Origin of the sequence: Croceivirga sp. JEA036, from assembly GCF_011882165.1 — a bacterium.
GTDB lineage: Bacteria > Bacteroidota > Bacteroidia > Flavobacteriales > Flavobacteriaceae > Croceivirga.
The window spans coordinates 239,026-265,240 of record NZ_JAATON010000004.1; the positions used below are offsets into that span (position 1 = coordinate 239,026).

27 protein-coding genes are annotated in these 26,215 nt (G+C 35.5%); 23 read left to right on the forward strand and 4 right to left on the reverse strand.

Annotation, left to right across the window (positions count from 1 at the left end; all coding sequences use genetic code 11):
* The first annotated feature begins 91 nt into the window (after positions 1-91).
* The 23 genes from HCO57_RS12355 to HCO57_RS12465 all read left to right on the forward strand — a co-directional run bounded on the left by HCO57_RS12355 (position 92) and on the right by HCO57_RS12465 (position 21,979).
* Positions 92-631: a DUF1599 domain-containing protein gene (locus HCO57_RS12355; RefSeq protein ID WP_167989273.1), complete on the forward strand. Its 540-nt coding sequence runs from the start codon at positions 92-94 to the stop codon at positions 629-631.
* Entirely contained in the window at positions 631-1,728 is a 1,098-nt protein-coding gene (locus HCO57_RS12360) for a BT_3928 family protein (protein WP_167989274.1), read from the forward strand. Before HCO57_RS12355 ends, HCO57_RS12360 begins: the two co-directional genes overlap by 1 nt.
* A gap of 5 nt (positions 1,729-1,733) precedes the next feature.
* Positions 1,734-2,483, forward strand: coding sequence for a triose-phosphate isomerase (gene tpiA / locus HCO57_RS12365; RefSeq protein WP_167989275.1), 750 nt, complete (start codon positions 1,734-1,736; stop codon positions 2,481-2,483).
* Between the two features lies 1 nt (position 2,484).
* On the forward strand, positions 2,485-3,312 hold the full coding sequence (gene prmA / locus HCO57_RS12370) for a 50S ribosomal protein L11 methyltransferase (RefSeq protein ID WP_167989276.1): 828 nt from the start codon (positions 2,485-2,487) through the stop codon (positions 3,310-3,312).
* Positions 3,313-3,330: 18 nt separating this feature from the next.
* Entirely contained in the window at positions 3,331-3,606 is a 276-nt protein-coding gene (locus HCO57_RS12375; RefSeq protein ID WP_136951095.1) for an ATP-dependent Clp protease adaptor ClpS, read from the forward strand.
* A 106-nt stretch (positions 3,607-3,712) separates the two neighbouring features.
* Complete coding sequence (locus tag HCO57_RS12380; RefSeq protein WP_167989277.1) at positions 3,713-4,318, forward strand: hypothetical protein; 606 nt, start codon at positions 3,713-3,715, stop codon at positions 4,316-4,318.
* A 222-nt stretch (positions 4,319-4,540) separates the two neighbouring features.
* Positions 4,541-4,768 (forward strand): hypothetical protein, encoded by a 228-nt coding sequence (locus HCO57_RS12385; RefSeq protein ID WP_136951093.1) that lies wholly within the window; start codon positions 4,541-4,543, stop codon positions 4,766-4,768.
* Between the two features lie 101 nt (positions 4,769-4,869).
* Entirely contained in the window at positions 4,870-5,730 is an 861-nt protein-coding gene (locus tag HCO57_RS12390) for a sugar phosphate isomerase/epimerase family protein (protein ID WP_167989278.1), read from the forward strand.
* A gap of 122 nt (positions 5,731-5,852) precedes the next feature.
* The gene (locus HCO57_RS12395; RefSeq protein ID WP_167989279.1) at positions 5,853-6,737 is read left to right on the forward strand and encodes a hypothetical protein; all 885 of its coding nucleotides are present in this window, start codon (positions 5,853-5,855) and stop codon (positions 6,735-6,737) included.
* Entirely contained in the window at positions 6,718-7,248 is a 531-nt protein-coding gene (locus tag HCO57_RS12400) for a sigma-70 family RNA polymerase sigma factor (protein ID WP_167989280.1), read from the forward strand. The genes HCO57_RS12395 and HCO57_RS12400 overlap by 20 nt, the downstream gene beginning before the upstream one ends.
* Positions 7,249-7,310: 62 nt before the next feature.
* Complete coding sequence (locus HCO57_RS12405; protein ID WP_167989281.1) at positions 7,311-8,201, forward strand: PhzF family phenazine biosynthesis protein; 891 nt, start codon at positions 7,311-7,313, stop codon at positions 8,199-8,201.
* 587 nt (positions 8,202-8,788) lie between these two features.
* Complete coding sequence (locus tag HCO57_RS12410; RefSeq protein WP_167989282.1) at positions 8,789-9,187, forward strand: hypothetical protein; 399 nt, start codon at positions 8,789-8,791, stop codon at positions 9,185-9,187.
* Positions 9,188-9,319: 132 nt separating this feature from the next.
* Positions 9,320-10,783 carry a serine hydrolase domain-containing protein gene (locus tag HCO57_RS12415; protein WP_167989283.1) on the forward strand — a complete coding sequence of 488 codons (1,464 nt, stop codon included), beginning with the start codon at positions 9,320-9,322 and terminating at the stop codon, positions 10,781-10,783.
* A 191-nt stretch (positions 10,784-10,974) separates the two neighbouring features.
* Entirely contained in the window at positions 10,975-12,834 is a 1,860-nt protein-coding gene (locus HCO57_RS12420; protein WP_167989284.1) for a sulfatase-like hydrolase/transferase, read from the forward strand.
* Between the two features lie 126 nt (positions 12,835-12,960).
* Complete coding sequence (locus HCO57_RS12425) at positions 12,961-14,853, forward strand: sulfatase-like hydrolase/transferase (RefSeq protein WP_245167589.1); 1,893 nt, start codon at positions 12,961-12,963, stop codon at positions 14,851-14,853.
* 91 nt (positions 14,854-14,944) lie between these two features.
* Positions 14,945-15,817, forward strand: coding sequence for a family 16 glycosylhydrolase (locus tag HCO57_RS12430; protein ID WP_167989285.1), 873 nt, complete (start codon positions 14,945-14,947; stop codon positions 15,815-15,817).
* 583 nt (positions 15,818-16,400) lie between these two features.
* Positions 16,401-17,321, forward strand: a complete 921-nt coding sequence (locus tag HCO57_RS12435) for a hypothetical protein (protein ID WP_167989286.1) — start codon at positions 16,401-16,403, stop codon at positions 17,319-17,321.
* Between the two features lie 425 nt (positions 17,322-17,746).
* Positions 17,747-17,935: a hypothetical protein gene (locus HCO57_RS12440; protein ID WP_167989287.1), complete on the forward strand. Its 189-nt coding sequence runs from the start codon at positions 17,747-17,749 to the stop codon at positions 17,933-17,935.
* A 348-nt stretch (positions 17,936-18,283) separates the two neighbouring features.
* Entirely contained in the window at positions 18,284-18,667 is a 384-nt protein-coding gene (locus HCO57_RS12445; protein WP_167989288.1) for a hypothetical protein, read from the forward strand.
* 2 nt (positions 18,668-18,669) lie between these two features.
* A complete protein-coding gene (locus HCO57_RS12450; protein WP_167989289.1) occupies positions 18,670-19,065 on the forward strand; it encodes a hypothetical protein in 396 nt (131 codons plus the stop codon).
* 112 nt (positions 19,066-19,177) lie between these two features.
* Entirely contained in the window at positions 19,178-19,759 is a 582-nt protein-coding gene (locus tag HCO57_RS12455) for a Crp/Fnr family transcriptional regulator (protein WP_167989290.1), read from the forward strand.
* A gap of 64 nt (positions 19,760-19,823) precedes the next feature.
* Complete coding sequence (locus HCO57_RS12460) at positions 19,824-20,447, forward strand: FMN-dependent NADH-azoreductase (RefSeq protein WP_167989291.1); 624 nt, start codon at positions 19,824-19,826, stop codon at positions 20,445-20,447.
* A gap of 200 nt (positions 20,448-20,647) precedes the next feature.
* Positions 20,648-21,979, forward strand: a complete 1,332-nt coding sequence (locus HCO57_RS12465; protein WP_167989292.1) for an alkaline phosphatase D family protein — start codon at positions 20,648-20,650, stop codon at positions 21,977-21,979.
* Between the two features lie 67 nt (positions 21,980-22,046).
* Here the strand turns inward: HCO57_RS12465 and HCO57_RS12470 are convergent, their stop codons facing one another.
* The 4 genes from HCO57_RS12470 to HCO57_RS12485 form a co-directional block, all read right to left on the reverse strand.
* Entirely contained in the window at positions 22,047-22,523 is a 477-nt protein-coding gene (locus HCO57_RS12470; RefSeq protein WP_167989293.1) for a DUF4625 domain-containing protein, read from the reverse strand.
* Between the two features lie 54 nt (positions 22,524-22,577).
* The gene (locus HCO57_RS12475; RefSeq protein ID WP_167989294.1) at positions 22,578-23,354 is read right to left on the reverse strand and encodes a DUF4625 domain-containing protein; all 777 of its coding nucleotides are present in this window, start codon (positions 23,352-23,354) and stop codon (positions 22,578-22,580) included.
* Positions 23,355-23,390: 36 nt separating this feature from the next.
* Positions 23,391-25,748 carry a TonB-dependent receptor domain-containing protein gene (locus HCO57_RS12480; RefSeq protein ID WP_167989295.1) on the reverse strand — a complete coding sequence of 786 codons (2,358 nt, stop codon included), beginning with the start codon at positions 25,746-25,748 and terminating at the stop codon, positions 23,391-23,393.
* 125 nt (positions 25,749-25,873) lie between these two features.
* Positions 25,874-26,182 (reverse strand): hypothetical protein, encoded by a 309-nt coding sequence (locus tag HCO57_RS12485; protein WP_167989296.1) that lies wholly within the window; start codon positions 26,180-26,182, stop codon positions 25,874-25,876.
* Between the last annotated feature and the right edge of the window lie 33 nt (positions 26,183-26,215).

Sequence of the window (26,215 nt, forward strand, 5' to 3'; positions counted from 1 at the left end):
TATTAATCGCTTTGCTGTGTTTCGTTATCTTTGACTTTTGTAGTGCTTGGATAGTAAAAACTGGGTTGAAATTACATAAAATAGCAGATACATGCAGAAGACTTCAGAGCAATATGATGCAGTGATACATAACTGTAGGGAGTTGTATATAAAGAAAACACAAGACTATGGTACGGCATGGCGTATACTCCGTTTACCGTCTTTAACCGACCAAATTTTTATAAAAGCACAGCGTATCAGAAGTTTGCAAGAGCAAGAGATTCGTAAAGTAGATGAAGGGGAACAGTCAGAGTTTATAGGTATTATAAACTACGCCATTATGGCTTTAATTCAAATACAAAAAGGGATAGCAAGTCAACCAGATTTGAATCCAGAGGAGGCGCTAAAGTTGTATGATGAACAGGTAGCTGTTTGTAAAACTTTAATGGAAAATAAAAATCATGATTATGGAGAAGCGTGGAGAGATATGCGTGTAAGTTCCTTAACAGATTTAATCTTGCAAAAATTACTAAGGGTAAAGCAAATAGAAGACAATCAAGGAAAAACTATAGTGAGTGAAGGTATTGCTGCAAACTATCAAGACATGCTAAATTATGCAGTATTTGCAATGATACATTTAACGGCGGAATAATGAAGTTTTTAGTAGGATTTAGTAGAATTTTTGTTGGGGTGCTTTTTATCATTAGTGGATTGATAAAGCTAAATGACCCTGTAGGTTTCTCTTTTAAATTAGAAGAATATTTTAGTATAGGCGTTTTAAACATGCCTTACTTTGAGCCTTATGCACTGGCAATCTCTATTTTCGTAGTTATTGTAGAGGTGCTTTTAGGTGTAATGCTTTTAATTGGTTTTAAGCCCAAATTTACAGTATGGAGCTTATTAGCTATGATTGTTTTCTTCACCTTTTTAACCTTTTACTCTGCATACTTTAATAAAGTAACGGATTGTGGGTGCTTTGGAGATGCGATAAAATTAACTCCGTGGGAGTCTTTTACTAAGGATGTCGTCTTATTAGTACTCATTTTAGTGCTACTCAAGGGTATAAAGTACATTCAACCTATTCTACCAGAAAAAAAAGACTGGTGGGCTGTTGGTTTAGCTACCTTATCTTGTATATTATTTTGTTACCATGTATTAAATCATTTACCCTCTAAAGACTTTAGACCTTATAAGATAGGGGCTAATATTATGGAAGGTATGAGTATTCCTGAAGGGGCACCAGAACCCTTGTATGAATACACATGGACGTTTAATGAAAATGGCACCGAAAAAAGTTATGTTACCAATGGCGATTATCCTACTGTAGAGGGCAATTTTGTTGGGGTAGAGACAGAAGAAATTCAGAAAGGCTATGAACCTCCAATACATGATTTTACTATAGAGCAAGAGGGTGTAGATTACGCAGTTTCATTGCTAGAAGAACCCAAATTGGTAATGGTAATCTCTTATGATTTGGCAAAAGCAGAATTAGAGGCTTTTACAGCAGTAAAAAAGATTACGGATAGAGCTGCCAAAAAAGGATATAAAGTGATAGGGATGTCTGCTTCTAATAGTGAACAAGCCGCGGCAATAGTTAAAGAGTATAATTTGAAATTTGATTTTTACTTTACCGATCAAACTACCTTAAAAACAATAGTGCGTTCCAATCCAGGAATTTTGGTCTTAGAAAAAGGGACCATTACAGAAAAAGTACATTATAACGACATAGAATCATTAAACTTAAAATAAAGATTATGAGAACCCAGATAGTGGCAGGTAACTGGAAAATGAATAAAAACTTAGCAGAGACTGAAACACTTTTGTCAGAATTAGCTGCTAAATTACCAGATACAAAAGCAGAAGTAATTGTAGCACCAACCTTTGTTAACTTAGCTAGTGCAGTAAAAGCGTTAGATGCTAGTGATATACAGGTGGCAGCACAAAACATGCATTTTGAGTCTAATGGAGCTTTTACCGGCGAGATTTCTGCAGATATGTTGCTAAATATTGGTGTAGATACAGTTATTCTGGGGCACTCAGAAAGGCGTTCTATTTTTGGTGAAGACGATGCACTATTGCTTAAAAAAGTAGAAACTGCTTTGGCCAAAAATATGAAAGTTATTTTTTGCTTTGGCGAAGAATTAGAAGACCGCAAAACGGAGAAACATTTTGAGGTAGTGGCAAGCCAATTAAAAAACGTGTTGTTTGGCTTAGCGCCGGAGCAATGGAGTAAAATAATTTTAGCGTATGAGCCTGTTTGGGCTATTGGTACAGGCGAAACTGCTTCACCAGAGCAAGCACAAGAAATGCACGCTTTTATTCGTAAAACTATTGCAGATGCTGTAACGCCAACCATAGCAGAAAATGTTACTATTCTTTATGGAGGTAGTGTAAAACCAGCCAATGCAAAAGACATCTTTTCTAAACCAGACGTAGATGGTGGTTTAATTGGTGGGGCATCTTTAAAGAGTGATGATTTTATAGCAATTGTGAACGCCATTTAAATTGGAATATTTAGAATTAGATTTTAAGATTTCGCCAGTGCAACCTGCCTCTGATATTCTGATAGCGGAGTTAGGAGAGTTAGGTTTTGAAAGTTTTGTGGAGAATGATGAAGGGTTGATAGCCTATGTGCAGAAAGACCTTTTCAATTTGCAAGCTATGGAAGAAATCTACCTGTTTACAACCAAAGAACATCAAATATCTTGGACTAGTAAGACTGTAGTGCAGCAAAACTGGAATGCAGAATGGGAAAAAAGTTTCAAACCCATCCTAGTTCAAGATAAATGCTTGGTGCGTGCACCATTTCATGAGCAACAAAATGTAACTTATGATATTGTTATAGAACCAAAAATGAGTTTTGGAACAGGACATCATGAAACTACATTTATGATGTTAAGCCATATACTAGAGAATGATTTTAAAGGTAAATCAGTTTTAGATATGGGTTGTGGTACTGGCGTTTTAGCCATCCTTGCAGAAAAATGCGGTGCTACTACTTTAGAAGCAATAGATATAGATAATTGGTGTTACGTAAACAGCTTAGAAAATGTAGAACGTAACAATTGCCACCACATTGAAGTTAAAGAGGGAGACGCCTCACTTTTAGGTGAAACTAAGTTTGATGTTATCTTGGCGAATATTAACCGTAATATTCTTTTAAAAGATATTGAAACATATGTTTCTTGCTTAAAAAAGGACGGGGCATTATTTTTAAGTGGCTTCTATTTAGAGGATTTAGAAATGATATCCGCAAAATGTATCGAATTTGGTTTACAATTTGAAAAAAATCTTGAAAAGAATAATTGGGTAGCGGCAAAATATGTATTTTAGAAACAGATGCTAAATGTCATGGGAGCACAAGAACAATATTCAGAAGAACTATTAGTAGAAGAAGAAATAAGCAATCAGAACGAGATTGTCTTATTTAATGACGATGTAAATACCTTTGACCATGTAATTAATACGTTGATTTCTGTTTGTGAGCATACCCCAGAACAAGCAGAACAATGTTCTTTAATAGTACATTACAAAGGTAAATGCACAGTAAAAACTGGAGAGTATAACGATTTAAAACCCCGTTGTACCCGTTTATTGCAAGCAGGTTTAAGTGCAGAAATTGTATAACTAACATTTACTTTACAAACACATAAGCATCAATTTTTATTGGTGCTTTTATTTTGTTTAGCCCAAATAAAGATTTTATTTTAGGCCGGAGAACAACTAACTGGGAATGAGTGAATTTTTTAAGGCAGAACTTAAAGATAAGTTCCTAAGGTACGCCCTCTTTAGAGATGACTTTTTTGAAGTAGATTACCTCTACAATGAGTTTTTACACCCCAATTACAGCCTTTCCTTTGCCCAACAATTAATTCTAGAAATACAGACGTATGACCCTGATTTGATAGATACGATGAGCGGCAACGGGGCTAAAGTGTTTATGCTTTCAGCAAAAGCGGCGACTCAAGAATTTTTAGATCAAGGAGGTTTTACTCAATTATTTATCCAGGAAGAAGAAAAATGGGACAATTTTATTGACCATTTAGGAGTCGTACGCAATACAGACAAAAGGAAAACGATAGGCGTGACAACTACGAAGCCTAAGTATAGAAAAGAAAAACTATTGTTGTATGGGCTTTTTTCTGCAGTAGCAATTAGTTTTATTTTTACCCTTTATAGCATTGCAACAAAACTGATGCAAAAAGAAAATTACATCTCCGTAACGGACTTTGCTAAAAGTGTAAACGAGTTAAAAATAGAGAACAAAAGATTAGAGGAGCAGGTGCTGCAATTGCAAGCGGTTTTACAGCTAAAAGACTCCACCGCAGCAGGTTTGTAAGCTTTAATATTATTGTTGTTAATATTCTTTAAATAATTTATGTAATATTTGGGATAGTAGATACGGCTATATTCCTTATATTCGGAAAATTATTTTTTTAACATTTAAAATCCCTCTTTTTAATATTGAATTGTTATACAAATCAATAACTTATAGCTGCATAAGAAAAATTTATGTAAAGCTTTGGTTTACAAAGAGGTGCGAGCGTAATTTTATAGAAAAATGACTGCAGAATTATTGGAAAAGGCTACGGAGTTTGAGAACAGGACGCTAAGTCATATGTCCACAAGCGACCGTGTAGAAGCTTCAAGGGAAGCAAAACAGTTAATTTTAGATATAAACGAAATATACAAGGAGACCAAAGATTCTGAGTTAATGGATTTAATGAAACGGTTGACTGAGAAGAAAAAGAAAATTGAAAAACGCTTAAAAGGGAATCCGCTAAGCTAAGAATTAAAAAAGCCCGTCAGTAAGACGGGTTTTTTATTACATTAATTCTATAATTAATTCCTAACTTTTATACTATTTTTAGTACGACTAAAACTGATACAATGACTAAACAATTAAAAAAAGGAACAGCCATTTTAGCAATGGTTCTCGTGTTTCTTTCTTGTGCTGATGGTAAGTTTGGAGGTTTGGCCCTCTATACGGTTAGGGACGATATGGGCAAGGCACCAATTGAAACCTTAAAAACTGTTTCAGAAACCGGATATGCTTACGTAGAAGCAGCAGGTTATGACAATGGTATGTATTATGGTATGCAACCAGCAGCATTTAAAGATTCGTTACAGCAATTAGGTCTTAAACCGTTAAGTTCTCACCAAAGTTCCATCACTCTAGATAATGCGGAACAGCAATTGGCAGATGCCAAAGCCGCAGGTTTTACATACGTAGTGGTTCCTATACCTCCTATGGGCATGTTTACTTTAGATCAAGAGACCATGAAAATGGGTATGAAGGGTACTAAAGAAGAGCTTTTAAAAATTTTAAACGAATTAGGTAAAAAAGCCGATGCCGCGGGTGTTCAATTACTTTATCATAATCATGATTTTGAATTTATGAAAGGTGAAGATGGTAGTATTTTAATAGATTATTTATTAGAAAATACCGACCAAAAATACGTGAATTTTCAGATGGATTTATACTGGGTAACCAAAGCAGGTGCGGACCCCTTGGCGTATTTTGAAAAATACCCAGGTAGGTTTAAACTATGGCACGTGAAGGATATGGACGATGAAGGTAAATTTGCTCCTGTTGGGGAAGGCCATATCGATTTTAAACGAATTCTTGCCCAAAAAGACAAATCTGGAATGGAAGGCTATTTTGTAGAGCAAGATATGACGTGGGATAAAAAACCATTAGAGGTTATTAAGATTAGCCATGAAGGCTTAAAAGAAATCGGTTTTAAATAAAACGGGTTTATTAAATAATAAAAAAGCCATACTGAGAAATCGGTATGGCTTTTTTGTTAGGCTTAAACTATAACCGCTCAATTTTTAATTGTTGCCTTATCTTTATACCACTACCAAAAGCTATGAAAAGATTTTATCTGGTATTATTTTTATTGCTATGTTGTTTTACGCAGGGGCAAGAAAGCGCTCCTATACAGGCAATTTCACCTTTAACTTATGATGGTGAGAACCAGAACTGGGCTATAGAAGAAGGGGATAATGGCTACATGTATTTAGCCAACAATCATAGTATACTTTCTTTTGATGGGGAGCGCTGGTCTAAATATGGTACTCCCAATGGTTCGGTAATTCGGAGTTTGACTTTTGATGGCAAACGTTTATATGCGGGTTGTTATATGGAGTTTGGCTATTGGGAGCGAAATGAACAGGGTGCATTAATCTATACCTCTTTAACTAAACTTCTAGAGGATTCTTTACTAGAAGATGAAGAGTTTTGGAATATTCAAGTGGTAGATGATTTGGTATTGTTTCAATCCTTCTCAAGAATTTTACTTTTTAATCCGGATAAGGAATCTATAGAAGAAATACCTGCAGAGGTAAACCGTGCGGCAATATTTGAACTTGCAGATGGTTTGTATTATCAAGTTAAAAATAAAGGTTTGTATGTTTGGAACAAGTCGGGTTCTAAATTGCTAATTCCTGAAAATGTTATCGGTGATCAAGCAGTAGTTAGCTTTACTGAGAAAGATGGTAGTAAGCAAGCTATCTTGGATAATGGCGAACGTGTTGTTTTTGGCGCAGATGGTACTGCAAAGGGTTTAGAAAACCCTTTTTCGTTTTTAGGGCCTGTTTCTATCTATTGCAGTTACCGCTTAAAAGATGGTGGCATTTTATTGGGCACTATAGCCAATGGGTTGCTGCAGCTTAACAGTCAAGGCCACTTTGTAAAACAAATTAGCATCAAACAAGGTTTGCAAGACAAAGATTATGGAAAGAAAAGTTTATGATATTTGGATAGACTTAAATGAAGAACTTTATAAGTTCATTTTGGGAAAAATAAAAGATGAACAAACGTCAAAAGATATTCATCAAGACGTTTTTTTAAAAATTCAAACCAAGATTCATCAATTAAAACACACCTCAAAACTTACATCCTGGGTTTACCAAATTACAAGAAATACAATTATTGACTATTTACGCAAAGCCAAAAATAAGAATGTTTCAATAGATGAATTAGATATCCCTTTGACCGAAGAGGAAAATTTCAATTATTCAAATCTTACTAATTGCATCAATCAGAAAATCAAAGAACTTTCTGCAGACCATAAAGAGGCTATTATCTTAACCTCTTTTAAAAACTTCTCACAAAAAGAACTGTCCGAACATTTAAAATTGTCATATTCTGGTGCAAAGTCAAGAGTTCAAAAAGCCAGAGAAGTATTAAAGGAGAACATTTTGGATTGCCCAAATGTAGAATCGGATAGTACAGGTAAGCTAATAGATTTTGAAAATAATTAAAATTTACTACGTCTTTTTCTAACTAATAACGTCCATCCTATATAACTTATAATAAAATATAAATGGACAGTGCAAAAAAAATAATTAACGTACAAATTCTTAACGCTTTTGCAGAAAACGGTAAAGGTGGTAATCCAGCAGGTGTAGTTTTAAACGCAGATGAATTATCTGATAAAAATAAACTTGAGATTTCGAAAAAAGTAGGTTTATCAGAAACCGCTTTTGTTTCAAAATCCAAAACTGAGGATTTTAAGTTAGATTTCTTCACGCCAAATAAACAAATAGCACATTGTGGCCACGCTACAGTTGCCACATTTTCATACTTAAAGCAAATAGGCCTTTTAAAAAGTTATATTTCTTCAAAAGAAACAATAGATGGAAGTCGAAAAATAGAAATGATAGGCGATTTGGCATTTATGGAACAATTAGCTCCAAAATATGTTGAGGTGAGCGAGAAAGAGGATATGATTTTAAATTCTTTGGGTCTATCTAAAACTGACCTCATTCCAAATGCACCAATTAAATTGGTAAATACAGGTAATTCTTTTATTCTCATTCCAGTTAAAAACAGAGAGGTATTAAAAGACATAATACCTGATTTTGATTTAATATCTGAAATTAGTGAGGTTTTCGATTTAATAGGTTATTACGTTTTTTCAACAGATACAGAAGAAAAAGGTTATGATGCTACATCAAGAATGTTTGGACCTCGATATGGAATATTAGAAGAGGCAGGTACTGGAATGGCGGGTGGGCCTCTTGGGTGCTATTTATTTGATGTACTAAAAATCGAAAAAGACAGTTTCAAAATTCAACAAGGAAAATATATGAAAGAGCCATCACCAAGTTCAATCATCGTTAACTTAAGAATTGAGAAAGGAAAAATAAAAAGCTTAATGGCTGGTGGAAAAGGAGTTTTATACCAGCAAATAGAAATCCAAATTAATGCATAAAAGCCAGCACATAACAAAGAACTGAGGTAAAAACCAATTTTTTTCTACTTTAAATTTGAGACATATATATTTTGGCCAAATTCCTGCATTTTTTGGATTTTAGCTAATACGATTAGGTGTTCTTATCCTTAGCCGATTATCCAAGCCCGTTATATAGTATCTTTATCTAGACATTAATTAAAAGTTGTTTTCAAGCGAAGGCCAAAATCAACTTAACTTTTATATGAAAAAATCCATTTCTTAAAAAGAAATCACTCTTAATAATACTCCTACTCATCTTAGGCATTTTTATGGTATTGAGTTCGGTGATAAATTTTTTTATCGCCAAACATAGCACTAAATTTAGTGTAAGTGCACCAATAGCTGCAATAGGACTGGCAATGCTATATTATAGTATCAATTACATGATAACCATAGATAAGGCTTTTAAAGAAAAACTAGTAAAGGTTTGGTCTTAGGACGATTCAAGACTACTGACAATAATCAATTATAAACCGCTAGAATGGCAAACATACGGTACAAAGTACACGCAAAAAAAGAAAAGAAACTTTAAAGCAACGTTTATAATCGTATTTACAGTTCTTTTTGTGTTTTTTATTTTTCTTTATAAGGATAACAGAACAGTTTTTAACATAATAGTGCCGGTTTTCTGTTTGGGTGGTTCGCTTATCGCTTATTTTAAATGGAAAGCAATTACCCAATTTAAAACCAATTTGTTAATTGATTCTGGGCCAAGTGCAAGAATAACTACCTCTGGGTTATTAATTAAAAATAAGTATGTAGTTTCCTTTAATAACCAAGACCGCAATTTAGAGCGCTGCCAATTGCAATCGTTTTTAGGGGAGCAGTGTTTGGAGTTTACCATAAGTAGAGCTGGTGGTAAAGGACATAAGTATGAGCACTTTAATTTGTTAATACCCCGAACCGAAATAGATATACAAGCATTATTATTACAAATACAAAAGTTTGCCGTAATCAAACCGTAATACTAAGAAAGGATACAGCTCAATAATCGTTACCATCAAAATATCCTAAGCATTAGTAATATGTAAATCCTAGGCATAAGATTTTTTTTGTAACATAAATTTAGGTTCATCGTCTTAATTTAAAACGGACATATGAGAAACTACACGTACATTTTACTGGTTTGCATGCTTTACTTAGCCATGCCATCTAAAGCACAAACAGTTGCATCCCAAAAAAAATTTGACTTTTTAGCAGATAGCCTACAAATAGAGCATCAACTAAAAGAACACAACCTGCCAGGTTTTAGTTTTGTTGTTTTTGAAGATTATAAAATAGTATACAGTAAACAATACGGAGTTAAAAGTACGGAAGGTGAAGAAAATTTAGATGGTAACACCGCTTTCTCTACAGCATCAATTTCCAAACCTGTGACCGCCTTACTTTGTTTTATTCTAGAAGAAAAAGGCTTGTTAGATTTAGATGCGCCTATTGCAAAAAGTCTAAAGCGTTGGCAATTGCCAAAAAGTGAATGGACTACTAAAACACAACCTAGCTGGAAACACTTCTTAAATCATACCGCAGGGACTACCCAACATGGTTTCGCAGATTTTTATGCAGGAGATACTGTACCAACAATTAAGCAAAGTCTATTGGGGCAACTTCCACGGTATAAGGAAGAAATAAACTTTTTGTTTGAACCTGGGACTAGTTGGCAATATAGCGGTGGTGGGTATGTTGTAGTGCAAATGGCTTTAGAGGATACTTTTAAGACCAATCTTGCCAATTTAGCACAAGAGCATTTATTTACGCCCTTAGGATTAGAAAATACCAGTATGATACAGCCCAATGAAAAAGGATTTTTACAAAATGTAGCATTGGTACATGATAAAGATGGTAAGGTAATTAAAACAGGATTGCCTATTACACCACAAGTAAGTGCTTCTGGGCTATGGTCTACACCAACAGATTTGGCCAAGCTAACCATAGCATTACAGAAAGCCCTGAACGGGGAAGATACTACGGTGATTTCTACATCCGTAGCACAAGAGGTAACTGCTGTTTCGGCATTAAAAAATGCGGTAGGCGGATGGAGTTATGGTTTTCAAAAATCTTTTGGATTTAATAATTATGATTGGCTATCCTGTAATGGCTCTAATACGGGCGTTGGTGGCGATGTTTTTGCAACCATGACAGATGGTAATGGTTTTGTGTTTTTGGCTAATGGTGAAAAGCCCAATCGTTTTCCGGTTATTGATAATACACGTAAGAAGCTGCTAAAACTATTGCAATGGAAAAAAGAATTGGACGAAGACCAAATTGAAGAAATACCTGCGAGTACTAGAAAGGCACTGATTGGGGAGTATAATGATTTTTTGTATCAACTAAAACTGCCCACTGCCATTAGTGAAGAAGATGGTAAACTGTATGTTGCATCTGCTTTTTTTAGTCATTTTAAAGGAGAGGATAAAAGTGAATTAATGTATTTGGGAGATGGTAAGTATAAAATAAAAGACTATCCTAATTATTTGCAATTCAATATGGAGGAGAACCAGCTAAAATCGGTGACGTTGTCCAGAGATTTGGTTAGCATAGCTATAGAAGTGACAAAGAAATAAAGACAAAAGTTATTCTTGTAGGTAAGGTGGTTATGAACAATTTTCTTAAAAGAGAAAGAAGAGGTTTTAATTTCTGGTAATATGTAGTACTAAAAAACGAATATGTGGTTAGAGAAGTAATGGAAAATTTAAAACTTCATCACTTTAAAAACGATGTGATACTGTCACATCGTTTTGTTTAGTGTAAGTAGATGAAAACATACCAATTAACCCTAGTAAACCGATTATTATCCATCCTCGTTATTTGTTTGCAAATAACACCTAGTGTAGCGCAAACTAATGCTAGTAAAAAGCAACCTAATATTCTTTGGATAGTTACAGATGACCATAGGTATGATGCTGTAAGGGGATTTAATAAAATGATACATGGCAGAGAAATGAGTGAGCTTGGCTATGTAGAATCTCCTAATATAGACCGGCTTATAGCTATGGGCACTACGTATAAAAATACTTATGTGCATTCGCCAGTATGTGCGCCATCGCGTTCTGCAATGCATTTAGGACGTTACCCATTTAGGTCTGGAATTTATCAATTTGAATATTACAACAACAATTTGCCACATTTTAAGCCAACGTTACCAGAGCAGATGGTTAAAGAGGGCTACCAAACCTTTCATGTTGGTAAATTGGGCGTTCGTATTAAAACCTTAAAAGAGGGGAAACCTACAACGCATCCTATTTATCAGAATGCTATTAGCTTTAAACAAATGCATAAAGATGGCCTCACAGACTGGGGTAAAGATTGGATAAAAGAAGTAGATGGCCAAACATTAGAAGAACCGCTAAAGAGTGTAGAGTATTTCGTGTCTCCAGAGGGGACCTTTACATATGCTTCTTTAGAGTTAGAAAAAGAGCGACCTTCCCATAGGGGTAAGACGGCTTTGGCAAATAAAAAGTATGATATACTGCGACATTATAAAAAAGGAGAGAAAGAACATCCTACTAAAGGTATTATCCTCTCTGGAGTAAGTCCACAACCCGCCGGAAAAACTAGAGACGGATATTATAACCGAGTACTTTTAGACTACCTTAATAATACAGCGCCTACATTCACTGTGGGTTCACAAACGGTAGCTGGGATAGCTCCAGACAAACCTCTGTTTGTGCATTTAGGGTATGATTTTCCCCATACCCCCGTATTACCCCCTGCAACATTTAGAGAACGCTTTCAGCAAGAAACCTACAAAGTACCTCAGTTTACAAAAGAGGAACTTGCAAAACTACCAGAGCAAATTAAAAGATTTATAAAAAGTAAAGGTACAGACCATTTTACAGCAGAAGAAAAGCAAAAAATGATTCAGGATTACTATGCTTTTTGTGCTTATGGCGATAGTTTAATAGGGGAGGCTGTAGATGGTTTTATAGCTTATAGCGAAGCTAAAAAACAACCTTGGACAATCGTGTATGTACACGGAGACCACGGATGGAAATTAAATGACCACGGAGCAGTCTCTAAATGTACACCTTGGGAGCTAGATAGCCATAACCCAATTGTAATTGTTAGTTCTAATAAAGAAAAGTACCCTGCTGGGAAAGTAGTAGATGCTTTTGCTGAGTTTGTAGATATTGCACCCACCATTTTAGCAGAAGCCGGAGCAGATATTACTAAAGATGCTTATACCTATTTAGACGGAATGGACTTAGCATTGATAGCCAATGGCACAGCGCCAGAACGCGATTATATTATAGGAGAGAGCCATGCAGCTACAGGCCCTAGAGCGTATATCCGTACTAAGGAATATGTTTTTTCCATGCGAATCCGTCCACAAAAAGCAAGAAAAGGAGAACAAATTCGATGGGCTTTGACGGCTCCTTATCAGGCTATAGACCCTAGTTTGTATCACACCACAAAGGACCCTAAAGAACTAAACAATGTAGCCTTTGATAAAGCTTATAAAAAGATAGCTCAAAAAATGCGCGTAAAACTGGCTAATATCGTATTAGGAGACAATAGAGTAGAGGTGGACTGGGGAACTTGGGGAGAAGGGACCAAAGTTTACTACAGTAATTTTGCTCCAGGGGTGCATGATTTTAAGTTGAATTTAGATTGATGCGTATCAAGGAGAAAACAAGCGGACCACTTGTGGTACAGCAGGGCCCCAGCCTTTACAATACTAATGTTTTCCATTTAAAAAACAGCTCATATTAAAAAAAGAATACGTTAAATAGTGATATAAATGCCATACCAATTGAAAGAACAAAATAATATAAAAACCAGTCTACTACTCTTTTTGGTAATTTTTTGGGTAATGTACGGTTTTGCACAGCAAGAAAAACCCAATATTGTTTGGATTACTACAGAAGACAATTCGGCCATATGGTTAAAATTGTACGACCCTGAAAATGGCGTTTCCATGCCCAATGTAGAAGCGTTGGCGGCAGAAGGTATTGTATTCAATAATGCATTTTCTAATGGAGCGGTATGTTCTGTAGCTAGAAGCACGCTCATAAGCGGAACCTATGCGCCAAGGACGGGTAGCCAATTTCATAGAAATGCCTTTGAAGTTCCCTTACCAGAGGGCTTAAAATCATATCCAGAATATTTAAAAGAGGCAGGGTATTACATGGCCAATTGCGCTAAGGAAGATTATAATTTTGAATTAGATGGTATTTGGGATGATAGCTCCAAAGAGGCATCTTACAGAAATAGAAAAGAGGGGCAGCCTTTTATGCAGGTCTGGAGTTTGCACGATACCCATGAAGGTAGTATGCATAAACGATTGGATGATTATGCAATCACAGATTTGCATCGTAACCCAGATGATATTACAGTGTTTCCATACCACCCAAACACACCAACTTTTAGAAAAAGCTATGCCTATTATTATGAGAAGCACAGACATGATGATGCGCGTATAGGTGAGCTTGTAGCTCAGCTAAAAGAGGATCAAGTTTTAGATAATACCATCATCTTTTATTTTGGAGACCATGGTGGGGTACTGCCGCGTTCTAAAGGATATATTTATGAGAGTGGTTTGCAGGTTCCCTTAGTGGTTTATATACCAGAAAAATGGCGGCATCTTTTTCCTGCTAAAGCGGGGAGTAGGGTAGATGGTTTTGTAAGTTTTGTAGATTTTGCGCCTACACTATTGAATCTTGCTGGCGTAGCCGTTCCTAAGCAAATGGACGGTAAAGCCTTTATGGGTAAAGATGTTAGTTTGCAAGAACTAAATAAACAACAACTAACCATTGGACATGCAGACCGTTTTGATGAAAAGTACGATTTGGTGCGGAGCATCCGAATAGGAAATTACAAGTATATAAGAAACTACCAACCGTTCAATGTAGATGCGCTCTATAATGCGTACCGGTATAAACAAAAAGCATATCAAGAATGGTTAGCCTTGTACCGAAAAGGAGCGCTAACAGCAACGCAAGCAGCATTTTTTAAGGCAAGACCAGTAGAGCAGTTGTTCAATGTTTCTACAGACCCCCATGAAATTAAAAATTTGGCTAATAGTCCTCAATTTGCGGAAAAACTACAAGAACTGAGAAAAGCCTTAAACGATAAGGTAACAGGATGGCCAGATTTAAGTTTTTATCCAGAGTCTTATTTGCGGCAGCATGCTATCAATAATCCAGTTGATTTTGGTCAAAAGCATAAGAAAGAAATAGGGGAACTCATTGCAATCGCCAATTTAGAACTGTTACCTTTTACAGAAGCAAAAGCAGAAATAGCAAAAGCGTTGAAATCAGACAATCCATGGAAAAGGTATTGGGCACTTATAGTTTGTAGCGCTTTTAAAGAAGAAGCAATAGCGTTTACACCAATTATTCGCAATTTAAAAGAAAACGACGATGAAGTGCTAGTGCGTTTAAGAGCTATTGAATATTTAGGACTTACGGCGCAAGAAAATCCAGTGACAGCCCTTGAAAAATTACTAAAGGAAAAGCACGGCCTGTTAGACAATTTAATGATTTTAAACACCGCAAGTTTATTTAAAACTCTAGATAATCAGTTAACCTTTAAACTAAATAAAGAATTGCTATTGTCATCTGCAGAGGGGGATAAAAATGGCGAATATTGGATTAACGGTAGAATACAATTTTTGATGGGAGATGCTAATTAATTTATCCATTTGTTCTTGTATCAAACCTATATGTGCTAATAGTTTTTGTGTGGATTAGATAGTTTTAAGTCGGAATTAAAACAGACCAAAAATGATACACTACAAAAACGGAATAACGGCGGCATTTCTATTGCTAGGCATAGTTGCTTATGGGCAAAAAGGACCATTTTTTACTGCAGGGGAAGACCCAAAACCGAGTGGAGCCAAATGGAAATTAGTCAAGGGAATGTCAGACGAGTTCAATGGCAAAAAAGTAGACGAGAAAAAATGGCAAATTTCTGGACAAGGTTGGATTGGTAGAGCACCAGGGCTGTTTGTAGCAGACAACATAACCGTAGCGGATGGTAATTTGGAAATTATTACCAACACCCTAGATAAACCAGTAGTAAAGCAGGGAAAAACGTATACCCACGGTGGGGGTTATGTAGGTTCTTATCAAGGAAAGACTTATGGCTATTACGAATGCCGTATGAAGGCAAATAAAACCTTTATGTCTTCTACTTTTTGGTTAATAAATGATAGGAGAGCGGCAGATGGTTGTGATAAACGTACTACAGAATTGGATATTCAGGAATGTGTGGGAGAGGTTACCACAAACCAAGAATGGGCGCAATTGATGCTAAATAACATGAATTCTAATACGCACAGTAGAGACATACCAGAGGGTTGTGACATTGCATCTGGCACAATTGGGGCAAAGCAACCTTTGCAAGAGAAAGCAACAGAAGACTACCATGTTTATGGTGTTTGGTGGAAAAGTAAGGACGAGGTGTTGTATTTCTTAGATGGTAAATTTCATGCAAAAGTAAAACCAGCAGCCGACTTTAATATACCTATGCATTTGCGTATGGTGGTAGAAACATACGATTGGAATCCGGTACCAGCCGATGGTGGCATGACAGGCACTGCAAAAGATAGAACCACCTATTATGATTGGGTACGTACTTGGGAGTTGAAGGAGTAGTGTTTAATGACTTCAAAAAAAAGACTAAGGTGATTACTTTTAAGTAATTGCTTACACAAAAGTAAACACCTTATTTCCCCATAGTTGTAAACGTTGCTCTGCCAATAGTTTATTGTTTTTATCTTTTACAATTTATTGGTCTTACAATGTTCCAATACAATTTGACCAAAGTTTAGATTTACCGTCTGTAAAAGAGAATAGACTTCAGCATCGCCAATTTTTTTTAGAGGCATTTAATATTAATTCTCTTTTTAGAGCCTATTTACGGTCATAAGCATAGTGGTATTTCCGTTTTGAAGCGGAAAAACGGCTTTGATACACTTTTGTTTGTTTATTTTTAACCCTAAACGCGTAGACCAGTAGTACGTCTTTAGTTAATATTATCTTTTTAAAGCATCTTTTAATTCAATTCATAAGCAGTGATGGGGAGGTCTTAAGTGTCATACGGTTTATACACTTCTGGTTCCTGTTAATTGACGCTGATTCACTGTTATGCGTAAGGATATTTTTTATCTTTAGCCTAAAAATTATATAGCTGTCATATGACGGATATTCAATTGTTGGCAACAATAAAAAACAAACTTTGATAATTAACCAACCATCAGCGAAAGATTTTGAGGAAGTCACATTTCAATGTTTGACACAAGCATTTAATTTATTGTACAAGGTTTATCAAGATTATCAAGGATATGATGAAGATATCCAAAAAGATGTCGAGATGAATAAAATATGGAAGTATAATGATGGAACCATTGGAACATCTGTTATACTATTACATCAAGCGGTTGAAACTTTTATGAAATCTGTAGTTTGTAAAACTTCACCTTTGCTATTAATTGAGAAAAAGCGAAATGAATGGCCTACACTACCAAGTAGAACTGACAAGGATTTTGATAGCTTATATACTATTTCGGGAGAATCATTACTTGCAACTTTTTGTGGTGTTGAATCAGAATTAGATATTAACGAAGAACTTATACTTTTTATTGAAAAAGTAAGACAAAATAGAAATAAAGCAATTCACGGAGCTTCAAAAATTGGAATTAAGCCAAATGAATTAATTGAAGACATTTTAAAGGCTTTTACCTATTTCTTTGGAAAAGACTCTTGGTTTTTACATTTATCAAATTTCAATTTCAAAAACCCACTATTTGGATTTTATGATTGGGATATAGAAGACACATTAACTTATGAATACTTAGATTTTGCTGAATTTATGATTGGAAGAAAAAAACTAAACAAATTTCATTCAGTAAACTTAACAAGCAGAAGTTACTTCTGTAAAATATGCAAAGACACAATTGATGAAGAGTATGATTATTTAGACAGTAAATGGGCTTTTTTAAAACCAAATACGCCAAAATCTGAAAACCTATATTGTGTAAATTGTAATGCGGAATTTAATGTGATAAGGGAATCCTGTCGAATTGAAAGCTGTAAAGGAAATGTACTTTATCGAGATAATGAAATCGAAGAAAATATTTGTTTAACGTGTTACAGGTAAATAAAAATTACTGTTGCCAACAACGTGTATAGCTCATTGCGGCTAAATTCCTTAATCGGAATTCATTGCAATCAGCTAAGCCACTATTAAAGCAGTTTAGTGCTAATTTTTCTATTTCAGGTTTACAAACCCGTTTTAAAAGGTTTAAACAGCTTTAATAGCTCGTTGCTTATCCGAAATTTTAAGCGTAACTTTCCGCAACAAACCATACACACGACCGTTAGCTAAATTTTTTGCCAAAAGTGAATTCAGATTTTGAAAAGGTTACTGGAAGACCCCACATATCACCAAAAGAAATGATGAAAGCATTTAGAAATAAATAAGCAAAGCTAATTGCCAACAATTCAGCCAAACCGTCCTAAACTAAAAACTTAATGTAACAAATACTTTATTTGAGATACTAATTATTAAAAATCTATAATCAAATGAAAAAAATAAAGAAAAGAAGAGCATTAATTTTATTATCAATTGGGTTACTTGTAATTGCAACTTCACAAATTTTATCTCACTCTTTTGAATTACCAGATTTTGTAAAGGGTTCTTTTATCGGTATTGGAATCGGACTTTTACTTACTTCCTTAATTTTCGGAAATTTCAAAGCTGTTCGTAATTAAAAGCTAAAAAAGCGGAATTGAAATTAATAGGCGGAAAGGAAAACTCTTTTTTAAAATTTTACTATCCAAAATCAATCGAACTCATTTAAATATCAGCACAAAAATAATTTAAAGAACTATTTCCGAATTTGAATTTGAAGAATTAAACGGAAATTAGAATCTTATCATTTACGTATAGTAACTGTTCCCAAGAATGTATAACCGCAATTACGGCGGATTCGACTACGTCCGAATCCACTAGGAATTGCAACAGCCAGTGCTAAATCCGAAATAATTCGCTAACTTTTCCGTAACTGAAGATAATACAATACTACTTTTCATGAACTTGCACATGCATCACATTGGGAAGTGAGAATAGGGAATTGGAGTTCCAAAGGGGATAAGCTTAAAGAGGGATATGCAATGGGTGTAGCTTGGCTGCTGACCAGGATGAGATACCCTAATCATTATGATTATGCCAGTGTTACCTTTAATTGGATGAGAACAACGGGTGAAAATGAATACACTCCCTTGTTTATTGATTTAATGGATAATCAAAACCAAGGCATTGGAAATGCATCAAGACCCTTTGACACAGTGGATGGATTTACAATACGTCAAATAGAATATTTAGGACGCTTTAGAAATATTGAGGACTTAAGAACACAATTAGCATACTATTTCAATTCAAGTAACTCTACCAGTACCGAAATCAATGATTTATTTATTCAATATATTAATATAAGTAGATAATTATGAGGAAACTAGTCTTGTTTATGTATATCATATTCCTGGCATCTTGCGATAAGAACTGTGAAGATTGTGGAACATATGTTTCTACCTCCTATTCTATTGTAAACCAATTAGGGACTGACATCAATTTGGTATTTTTTAATCAAGGTCAAAATACTGAAGTATTCGTCGAAAATGATAAGGAAATTGTTTTACATCAGTTGTCTGTCGTATCTCAGGAAGGAGTATTAGAGATTGAGCCAATCATGTATGATTCATTATGGATTAATGATAACAAATATCTTAAGAATGACTGTTCATCAATCGAAAATATGCTTTGTATAGAAAACTATACACTTTCCGAAACTAAAGACGACCTAGGTAATACTTTCAAGGATTACTCATTAGAAGTAAAATAACACTTTTGCTAACACGGTATAAACGCAATTGCAACAGCCAGTACTAAATCCGAAATAATTCGCTAACTTTTCCGTAACTGAAGGTTATACGAGACCGCTTGCAAGAATTTGAATGAAAGAACAACTAATCCATTCCATTACTAAACATATTCAATTAGATTCCGGCGAACAAACCTTAATCGAATCATTTTGGACAGAAAAAGCACTTGAAAAAGGCGAATTTCTCTTAAGAAATGGAGAAGTTTGCCGAACGGACAACTTTGTGATTAACGGAGCATTAAAGGCTTTTTATATAAATGCCAAAACAGGAAAAGAAGAAATCCTATATTTTGCAATAGATAATTGGTGGGCAACCGACATTGAAAGTTTTCAAAAACAAAAGACTTCAATTTATAACATTCAGGCAATCGAAAAAACAGAATTATTACAAATTCGTTACGATTCTTTTCAGGAAATGTTAAGAAAAATCCCAAAACTTGAACGATTTTTCAGAATCATTCTTGAAAATTATTTGGGAAGCCTTCAAAAAAGAATAATAACCAACAATGTGCTTGATGCTGAACAACGTTATTTGGATTTTATCGAAAATTACCCAGAAATCTGCACCAAGGTTCCTAACTATTTAATTGCTTCTTATTTGGGAATTACTCCAGAATTTTTGAGTAGAATCCGTAAAAAAATAGAAGCATCTTAAACTACATCAATTTTTATGATATTTTCAATTCAGAACTTTGCTCATCATTCAAAAAAAATACAAAATGAACAAAGTACTAATCATCAATTCTAGTGTGAGAAATGAAAAATCACACAGCAGAAAACTAACACAACTCTTTGAGGAAAACTGGAAAGCAAAAAATCCGAGCGATATTTTTACTTATCGAGAAGTTAGATTGAAGCAAATTCCTGCAATCAATGAAAAATGGATAGCGAGTGCGTTTGTGAAACCGGAAAATAGAACGGAAGAAAACCAATCAGGAGTTGAATTAAGTGATAAGTTGATAAAAGAATTTAAAGAGCATGATATTTATATCCTTGGAACACCAATGTATAATTGGTCAATTCCAAGTGGGCTAAAATCTTACATTGACCAACTGATGCGTATAAATGAAACTTGGAAATTTCGCTCCGGACAACCCGATGGAGATTATGTTGGTTTACTTAAGAATAAAAAAATGTTCATTCTTTCGAGTCGAGGAGACACAGGATATGAAGAAAATGAAAAAAATGAGCATATGAATTTCCAAACAACCTACTTAAAATTCGTTTTCGGAATTATGGGAATAAAAGACATTTCTATAATTTCATTGGATAATGAAGAGTTTGGAGGAGAAATATTTGAGAACTCTAAAAAGATAATATACCAAAGGATTGAACAGATTTAAAAACTGTTGCCAACAACGAACTGAGTTAAAAACCAACAAATTTCCGCAATAGGTTTGTGGCCTATTATTCTTGGCCAAATTTCTAGTTTTTTTGAATTACACATAACGCTAGGCTATTAGATTCTTTACATCTACTTAATAGACAAAGCTGGTATTTTTAATATTTTTATAGTTTAATTTTTGACCAAATAAGACTACAAATGAAAACTATTTTTAAGGCAGCAGTAGTGCTGTTTTTTTGCTTTTTAGGGCCTGTATCGGCACAAGACAAAGTGCAATCTGGACCCATGGTGGGCTATTCTACAATGAAAGAGGTTTTACTCTGGCTACAAACTACAGAAACTGCAAAGGTGCATTTTGAGTATGTAGAAAAAGGAACTTCACAACCCAGATTTTCTACAGATACCATTACAACAATAAAAGACCAAGGTTTTGTTGCCAAAGCTATAGCAGACCAGGTGTTGCCTAGTAAGACGTATATCTATGAGGTTTTTGTTAATGGCAGTAAGGTGAAAAGGGATTACGCTATGGAATTTAAAACGCAAGAACTCTGGAAATGGCGTAAGGACCCACCAGAGATTGAATTTGCTATAGGGAGTTGTACTTATGTTAATGAGCCAGAAATGGATAGGCCCGGAAAAGGTTATGGTAGTGAATACGAGATTTTTGATGCCATCCATAAAAAACAACCTGATTTTATGGTATGGTTAGGCGATAATATGTATTTAAGAGAACCGGACTGGAACTCTAAAACAGGTATTATGCACCGCTATACCCACACACGTTCGTTAAAAGAAATGCAGCCTTTATTAGCATCTACACACAATTATGCTATTTGGGACGATCATGATTTTGGACCAAATGACTCTGATAGTAGCTTCTGGCTAAAACGTACATCTGCAGAGATTTTTAAATTATTTTGGGGTAACCCCAATTATGACGTTTTAGATTCTGGAGGTATTACAGGTTCGTTTGAGTGGGGTGATATTCAGTTCTTTTTATTAGACAATAGATACTATAGAACAGCAAATCGAAATTTTACTACAGAGCGCCAAATTTTAGGCAAAGAACAAATAGATTGGCTTATAAATGCCTTAACAGCGAGCCATGCCACATTTAAGTTCATTGTGATAGGTAACCAAGTGGTGAGTACAGAGGCCATGCACGAGAATTATGCTACCTTCCCAGTAGAGCAACAATATTTGTTAAGAAGAATTAGAGAGTCTAGAGTAGAAGGTGTTATATTTTTGGATGGAGACAGACACCATACGGGGCTAAGTAAAATGAAGGAAAGCAAATATGTTTATCCGTTGTATGATTTGACTTGTTCTTCTTTAACCGCAGGTGCAGCCCCTAGTGATGAAGCAACCAATGCATATAAGCTTTCAGAAACTTTAGTAGGGCAACATAACTTTGGAATGTTAAAAGTGTCTGGCCCTTGGAAAGACAGGGTACTTACCATAACTATAAATGATAAGGATGGTAAAAAACTTTGGACAAAGGAAATTGCCGCTAGTGAATTAAAGTATTAGTTTTTGTAATTACAAAAACAAAAAAAGGCTGGTTATACCAGCCTTTTTTTATAGAACAGAAAATCGATTATTCAACAATCTTGAGGTCTATAGAAGTTCTGCTTTGCCAGCCCGTTTGGTCAGTTACGGAATAACCACAATGGTAATCCCCTACATCTATATCTTCCGGGATGGTTACTTCAATACTAAACGTAAATTCTTTTGGACCTTCTTCAATAGTGTAATTTTCTACAATGAGCATTGGATTAACAGGACTTTTAATCGGCGATAAATCGCAGGTTGCCCCTTGGTCGTCATGGGTATGGTGGTCAAAATTATGATGTAAGTTTATGCTGTAGGCAGCAAGTGCATCATTATCAGTAACCTTAGCACTAAACGTATAGGTTTCTCCTCGTTTTAATGATTCGCAGGCTTGTGGAAAACCACCAGTAAAATTTACACTTATAGTTGGTTTCTCTTCATCTATTGTAGCGCCATCATCGGAAGAACACGCTACTGTAGTTAACAAGGCAATAATACCTAGGAAAGATAGTATTCTTTTCATATCAAAATTTATTGAAAAGCCCAACACTAACTTAGGTATTGGGCTTATTTACTCTTATGCTGTTACATCAATGTGGGTATCAATTACAGAAGTATTACCGTTTTCGTCTTCTATGGTAATCATCATGTGGTATTCCCCAGCTGGTGCCGTAGCAGGTACATCTATGTGTTTGTGGAATTCAGCAGAAGTTTCGCCATGCAAACCTTCTTCGTATTCTTGTTCAAAATCCCACTCTTGTTCACCTTCTGCAACTTCTAAACCATGAGCATGTATATCTACGGTTACGTTATGGATACCATTAACCGCATCTATCATAAATTCTACATGAAAATCGCTGCCACGGGCTACTGTTTCATCAATAGACATTTCCGAAGTGGTAATTGGCTCCATAATATCTATATGGCCTTCAATTTCGGTACTGTTTCCGTTGGCATCTGTTACTGTAAGAGAAATATGGTATTCCCCAGCAGGTGCCGTCATAGGAATATCTACGTGCTCATGGAATTCTGGATTTTTGGCCATGTATTCTGCACCGTCAAAAACTTGCTCAAAATCCCATTCTACTTCCCCTTCTTTCAATTCTAAATCGTGTCCGTGAATGTCTAGGGTAATGCTAGCTACAGTAGCTTCTGCGGTAATTTCTGCTTCTAAATGAATATCAGAACCTTTGTAAGCCACTGGTTCGGCACTATGGGTGCTTCCTTCTCCAAATTCAAAATTGGCAATTACAGGAGCCGCTTCGTTTACGTTGTCATCATCATCTTCACTACAAGAATGTAGGGTAAGTATAGCTACAAATAAAAAGGCTAGGTGTTTAAAATTAAGTTTCATAAAAAAGTATTTAAGTAGTTATTAATAGATTAAAATTTAAAATTGTTGTGTTAGTGAAATAGCAATATTTCGGCCTGCTTCTGGCACATCTATAAGTCTGTAAAAACTAGTATGATCATAGTATTCTGTATTAAAAAGGTTATTAAGTTTTAAGCGTATTTGTATGGGTTTACTTTTGCTAAAGAGCGGTGCTTTCCCCATTAAGGACATATGAATAACTTGGTAGCCGTCTGTGATTTCTTCTGGTGGTACAATTTCTTTTTGCGCTGCTGCTATACGTACATCGGTAGTAAAATTGATATCTGTAAAAATTCCTAGTTGTTCTTTGCCGTAGGTAAAGCTGAACATACCAATTAAGGGAGGTGAAAAAGGGATGGTAAACCCTTCTTTTGGACCACTGGTCTGTTCTGCATAAACATATTCTGCAGAGGCGGAAACATTAAAATTTTTAAACCACTGATAGCCTATGCTAGCTTCTCCTCCTATTCTAAAAACTTCTGCTTGTGTATACTCGTAAATTTGTAAGGTTTCGTAATAATTAGAGGTAGGGTTTAGATAGATGTAATTATCAAAATAGTTTACAAAAGGGCTTAGGCCAAAGCTGAATTTTTGTTTTGCATAACTCATTTCTGCATCTATTTGGTACGAAGATTCTGGGTCCAAACTAAGGTTGCCCCGTTCATAACGGTACATGTGGTAATTAACTCCGTCAGAAGAAAGTTCATGGGCTAAAGGCATTCTAAAACTCTTGCCAATATTTAATTTGTAAGTAGTATGCTCTTTTAAGTAACTAGCGCCAATACCGCCACTAAAACTGCTAAAATTTAAACTAGAATTGGTAGCGCGCTGTAAAAAGATAGTAGAGGTAGAACCGTCTGCATTTTGCCGTGGTGTTTGGAACCAATCTGTATGTGTTTTGGTTGTAATTAATCCATAGTCATACCGGATACCTGCTTGCAAATGTAGAATGGGTGTTGCTTCAAAATGGTCAAATAGGTAACCGCCAATACTGTAACGGTCATAAGCGGGAATTAAAAATCCCCATCCGCCAATATTATTGTTTTGTAACTCTGTATTTAACCCTGCAGAAAATGTGTGTTTGTTATTAATTGCTATAACATCTTTAGCATTTAGGGCGTAGGTGTTTTTAGTGAAAATACGCTCTTTACTATCTGGTGGCGTAGGCATAAAACCGTGGGGTACAGGCTCTGACTGTTCTTCTCTTTGATTATTTTGGTAACCAAAATCTATTTTTAAGGTGTGGTTATTAAGTTGAAGGGTAGTGTTGTTGGTAATTTTGATGTGAATTACTTTATGAAAAGGGAGGTCTACATCTCTATTAGAGGCATCATAATCAATAGAAGAATTACGCACTTCCAATCCATGGGCATTAGCAAAGAATCCGTTTTTGGCGTTAACATTGCTAACAAAGGTTTCTGTTCTAAATGTTTCACCTACATATCCAAAACTAAAACTACTGTTAGCCTCTTCGCCTGCAGTATTCCTTAGGTTATTGTCTTGCAGTTCAAAAATGTAATTCTCGTAATTAATCTGCTCTGTTGGTACCTTAAAATCCGCATAATCCCTATAGGTTATGCGACCACGATAGTACCACTGGTCCTTTCTGCCTTGGATACCTGTAGAAAAAGCTAGTAAGTCATTATTGGTTTCCCCCAGGATAGTTACTTCCCCAGAAAAGGAATTGGGCATGGGTAGTTTAGCGGGTTGTATATCTACCACACCAGCAATAGCGTCTGAGCCAAATAACAAAGAGGCTGGTCCTTTAATAATTCGGATTTCATCAATGCCATACTGGTCAATTTCTAAACCATGATCGCTGCCCCACTGTTGCGCTTCGTGCTTTATGCCATTTTGTACCACACTAACACGGTTAAAACCGAGTCCTCTTATGGTAGGTTTGGATTGCCCAGAACCAATGGTCATGGTACTAACTCCTGGAATTTTTTTTAGGGTTTGCATTAGGCTATTTTCCCGATTGGCATGTAAATATTCTTCATCTACTGCTATGCTTACCGTAGCCGATTCTTGAGCAAGCCGCTGTTGGGATTTACCTTTTAAAGTAACACCATCTAATTCGGTGTTAATGGATTTTAACTTTAGAATGATGGGCGTTTTGGTATCAGATGTGATAGTATATTCCTTGTCTGCATAACCAATATGGCTAGCAACAAAGGAATCATGCTTAGTTTTTAGTAGAAAGGTGCCATTTTGGTCTGTGGTAGCAAAACCATCTTTGGCAATAAGGTTTACACCAAATAAAGGCTCTAAGGTATGGGCATCTATAACCGTACCTTGTATGGGAGGCTTGTTTTGGGCACTGAGTATAGAGGTAATTGCCATACCCAGCCCAAATATGAGCTGTCTAATAGACATGTTATTCTAAAATAAAAGTTTGGTTTTCCTAGGGGGCTAGGAAATAAATAGGTTTTTGGATGCCAACAAAAACACAGTGTGTTTACGCTAAAAAGGGACACCAAAAATGTTAGTTTAAATAAGAGTTAGGCCAAGAGGTGTGGTGGCGGCCTAGAAAATTGAAAGTAAGAAAATAAGGTGTTGCTTACACTTTGGGGAGCAGAGGTTACCTTTAATTGAAGATAATTTATGGTTAGTACATCTAACTGCCATTCAGACCCATTTTCTGGTAGTACAGGAGTGTGGGTATCTAAGAATACCACCTCGCAAATGGCACAATCCTCTGTAGCGTCTGCCTCTTCCGCATGGGTATAAACGTGTAGACCTGCCATTTTCACGGTAAGGAAAAGGGCTAGAAATACATAAGAAAGTTTATGTTTGATTTCTTTGGTCATATTTGCTTAATGCGACTGATTTGCGAATTTAGG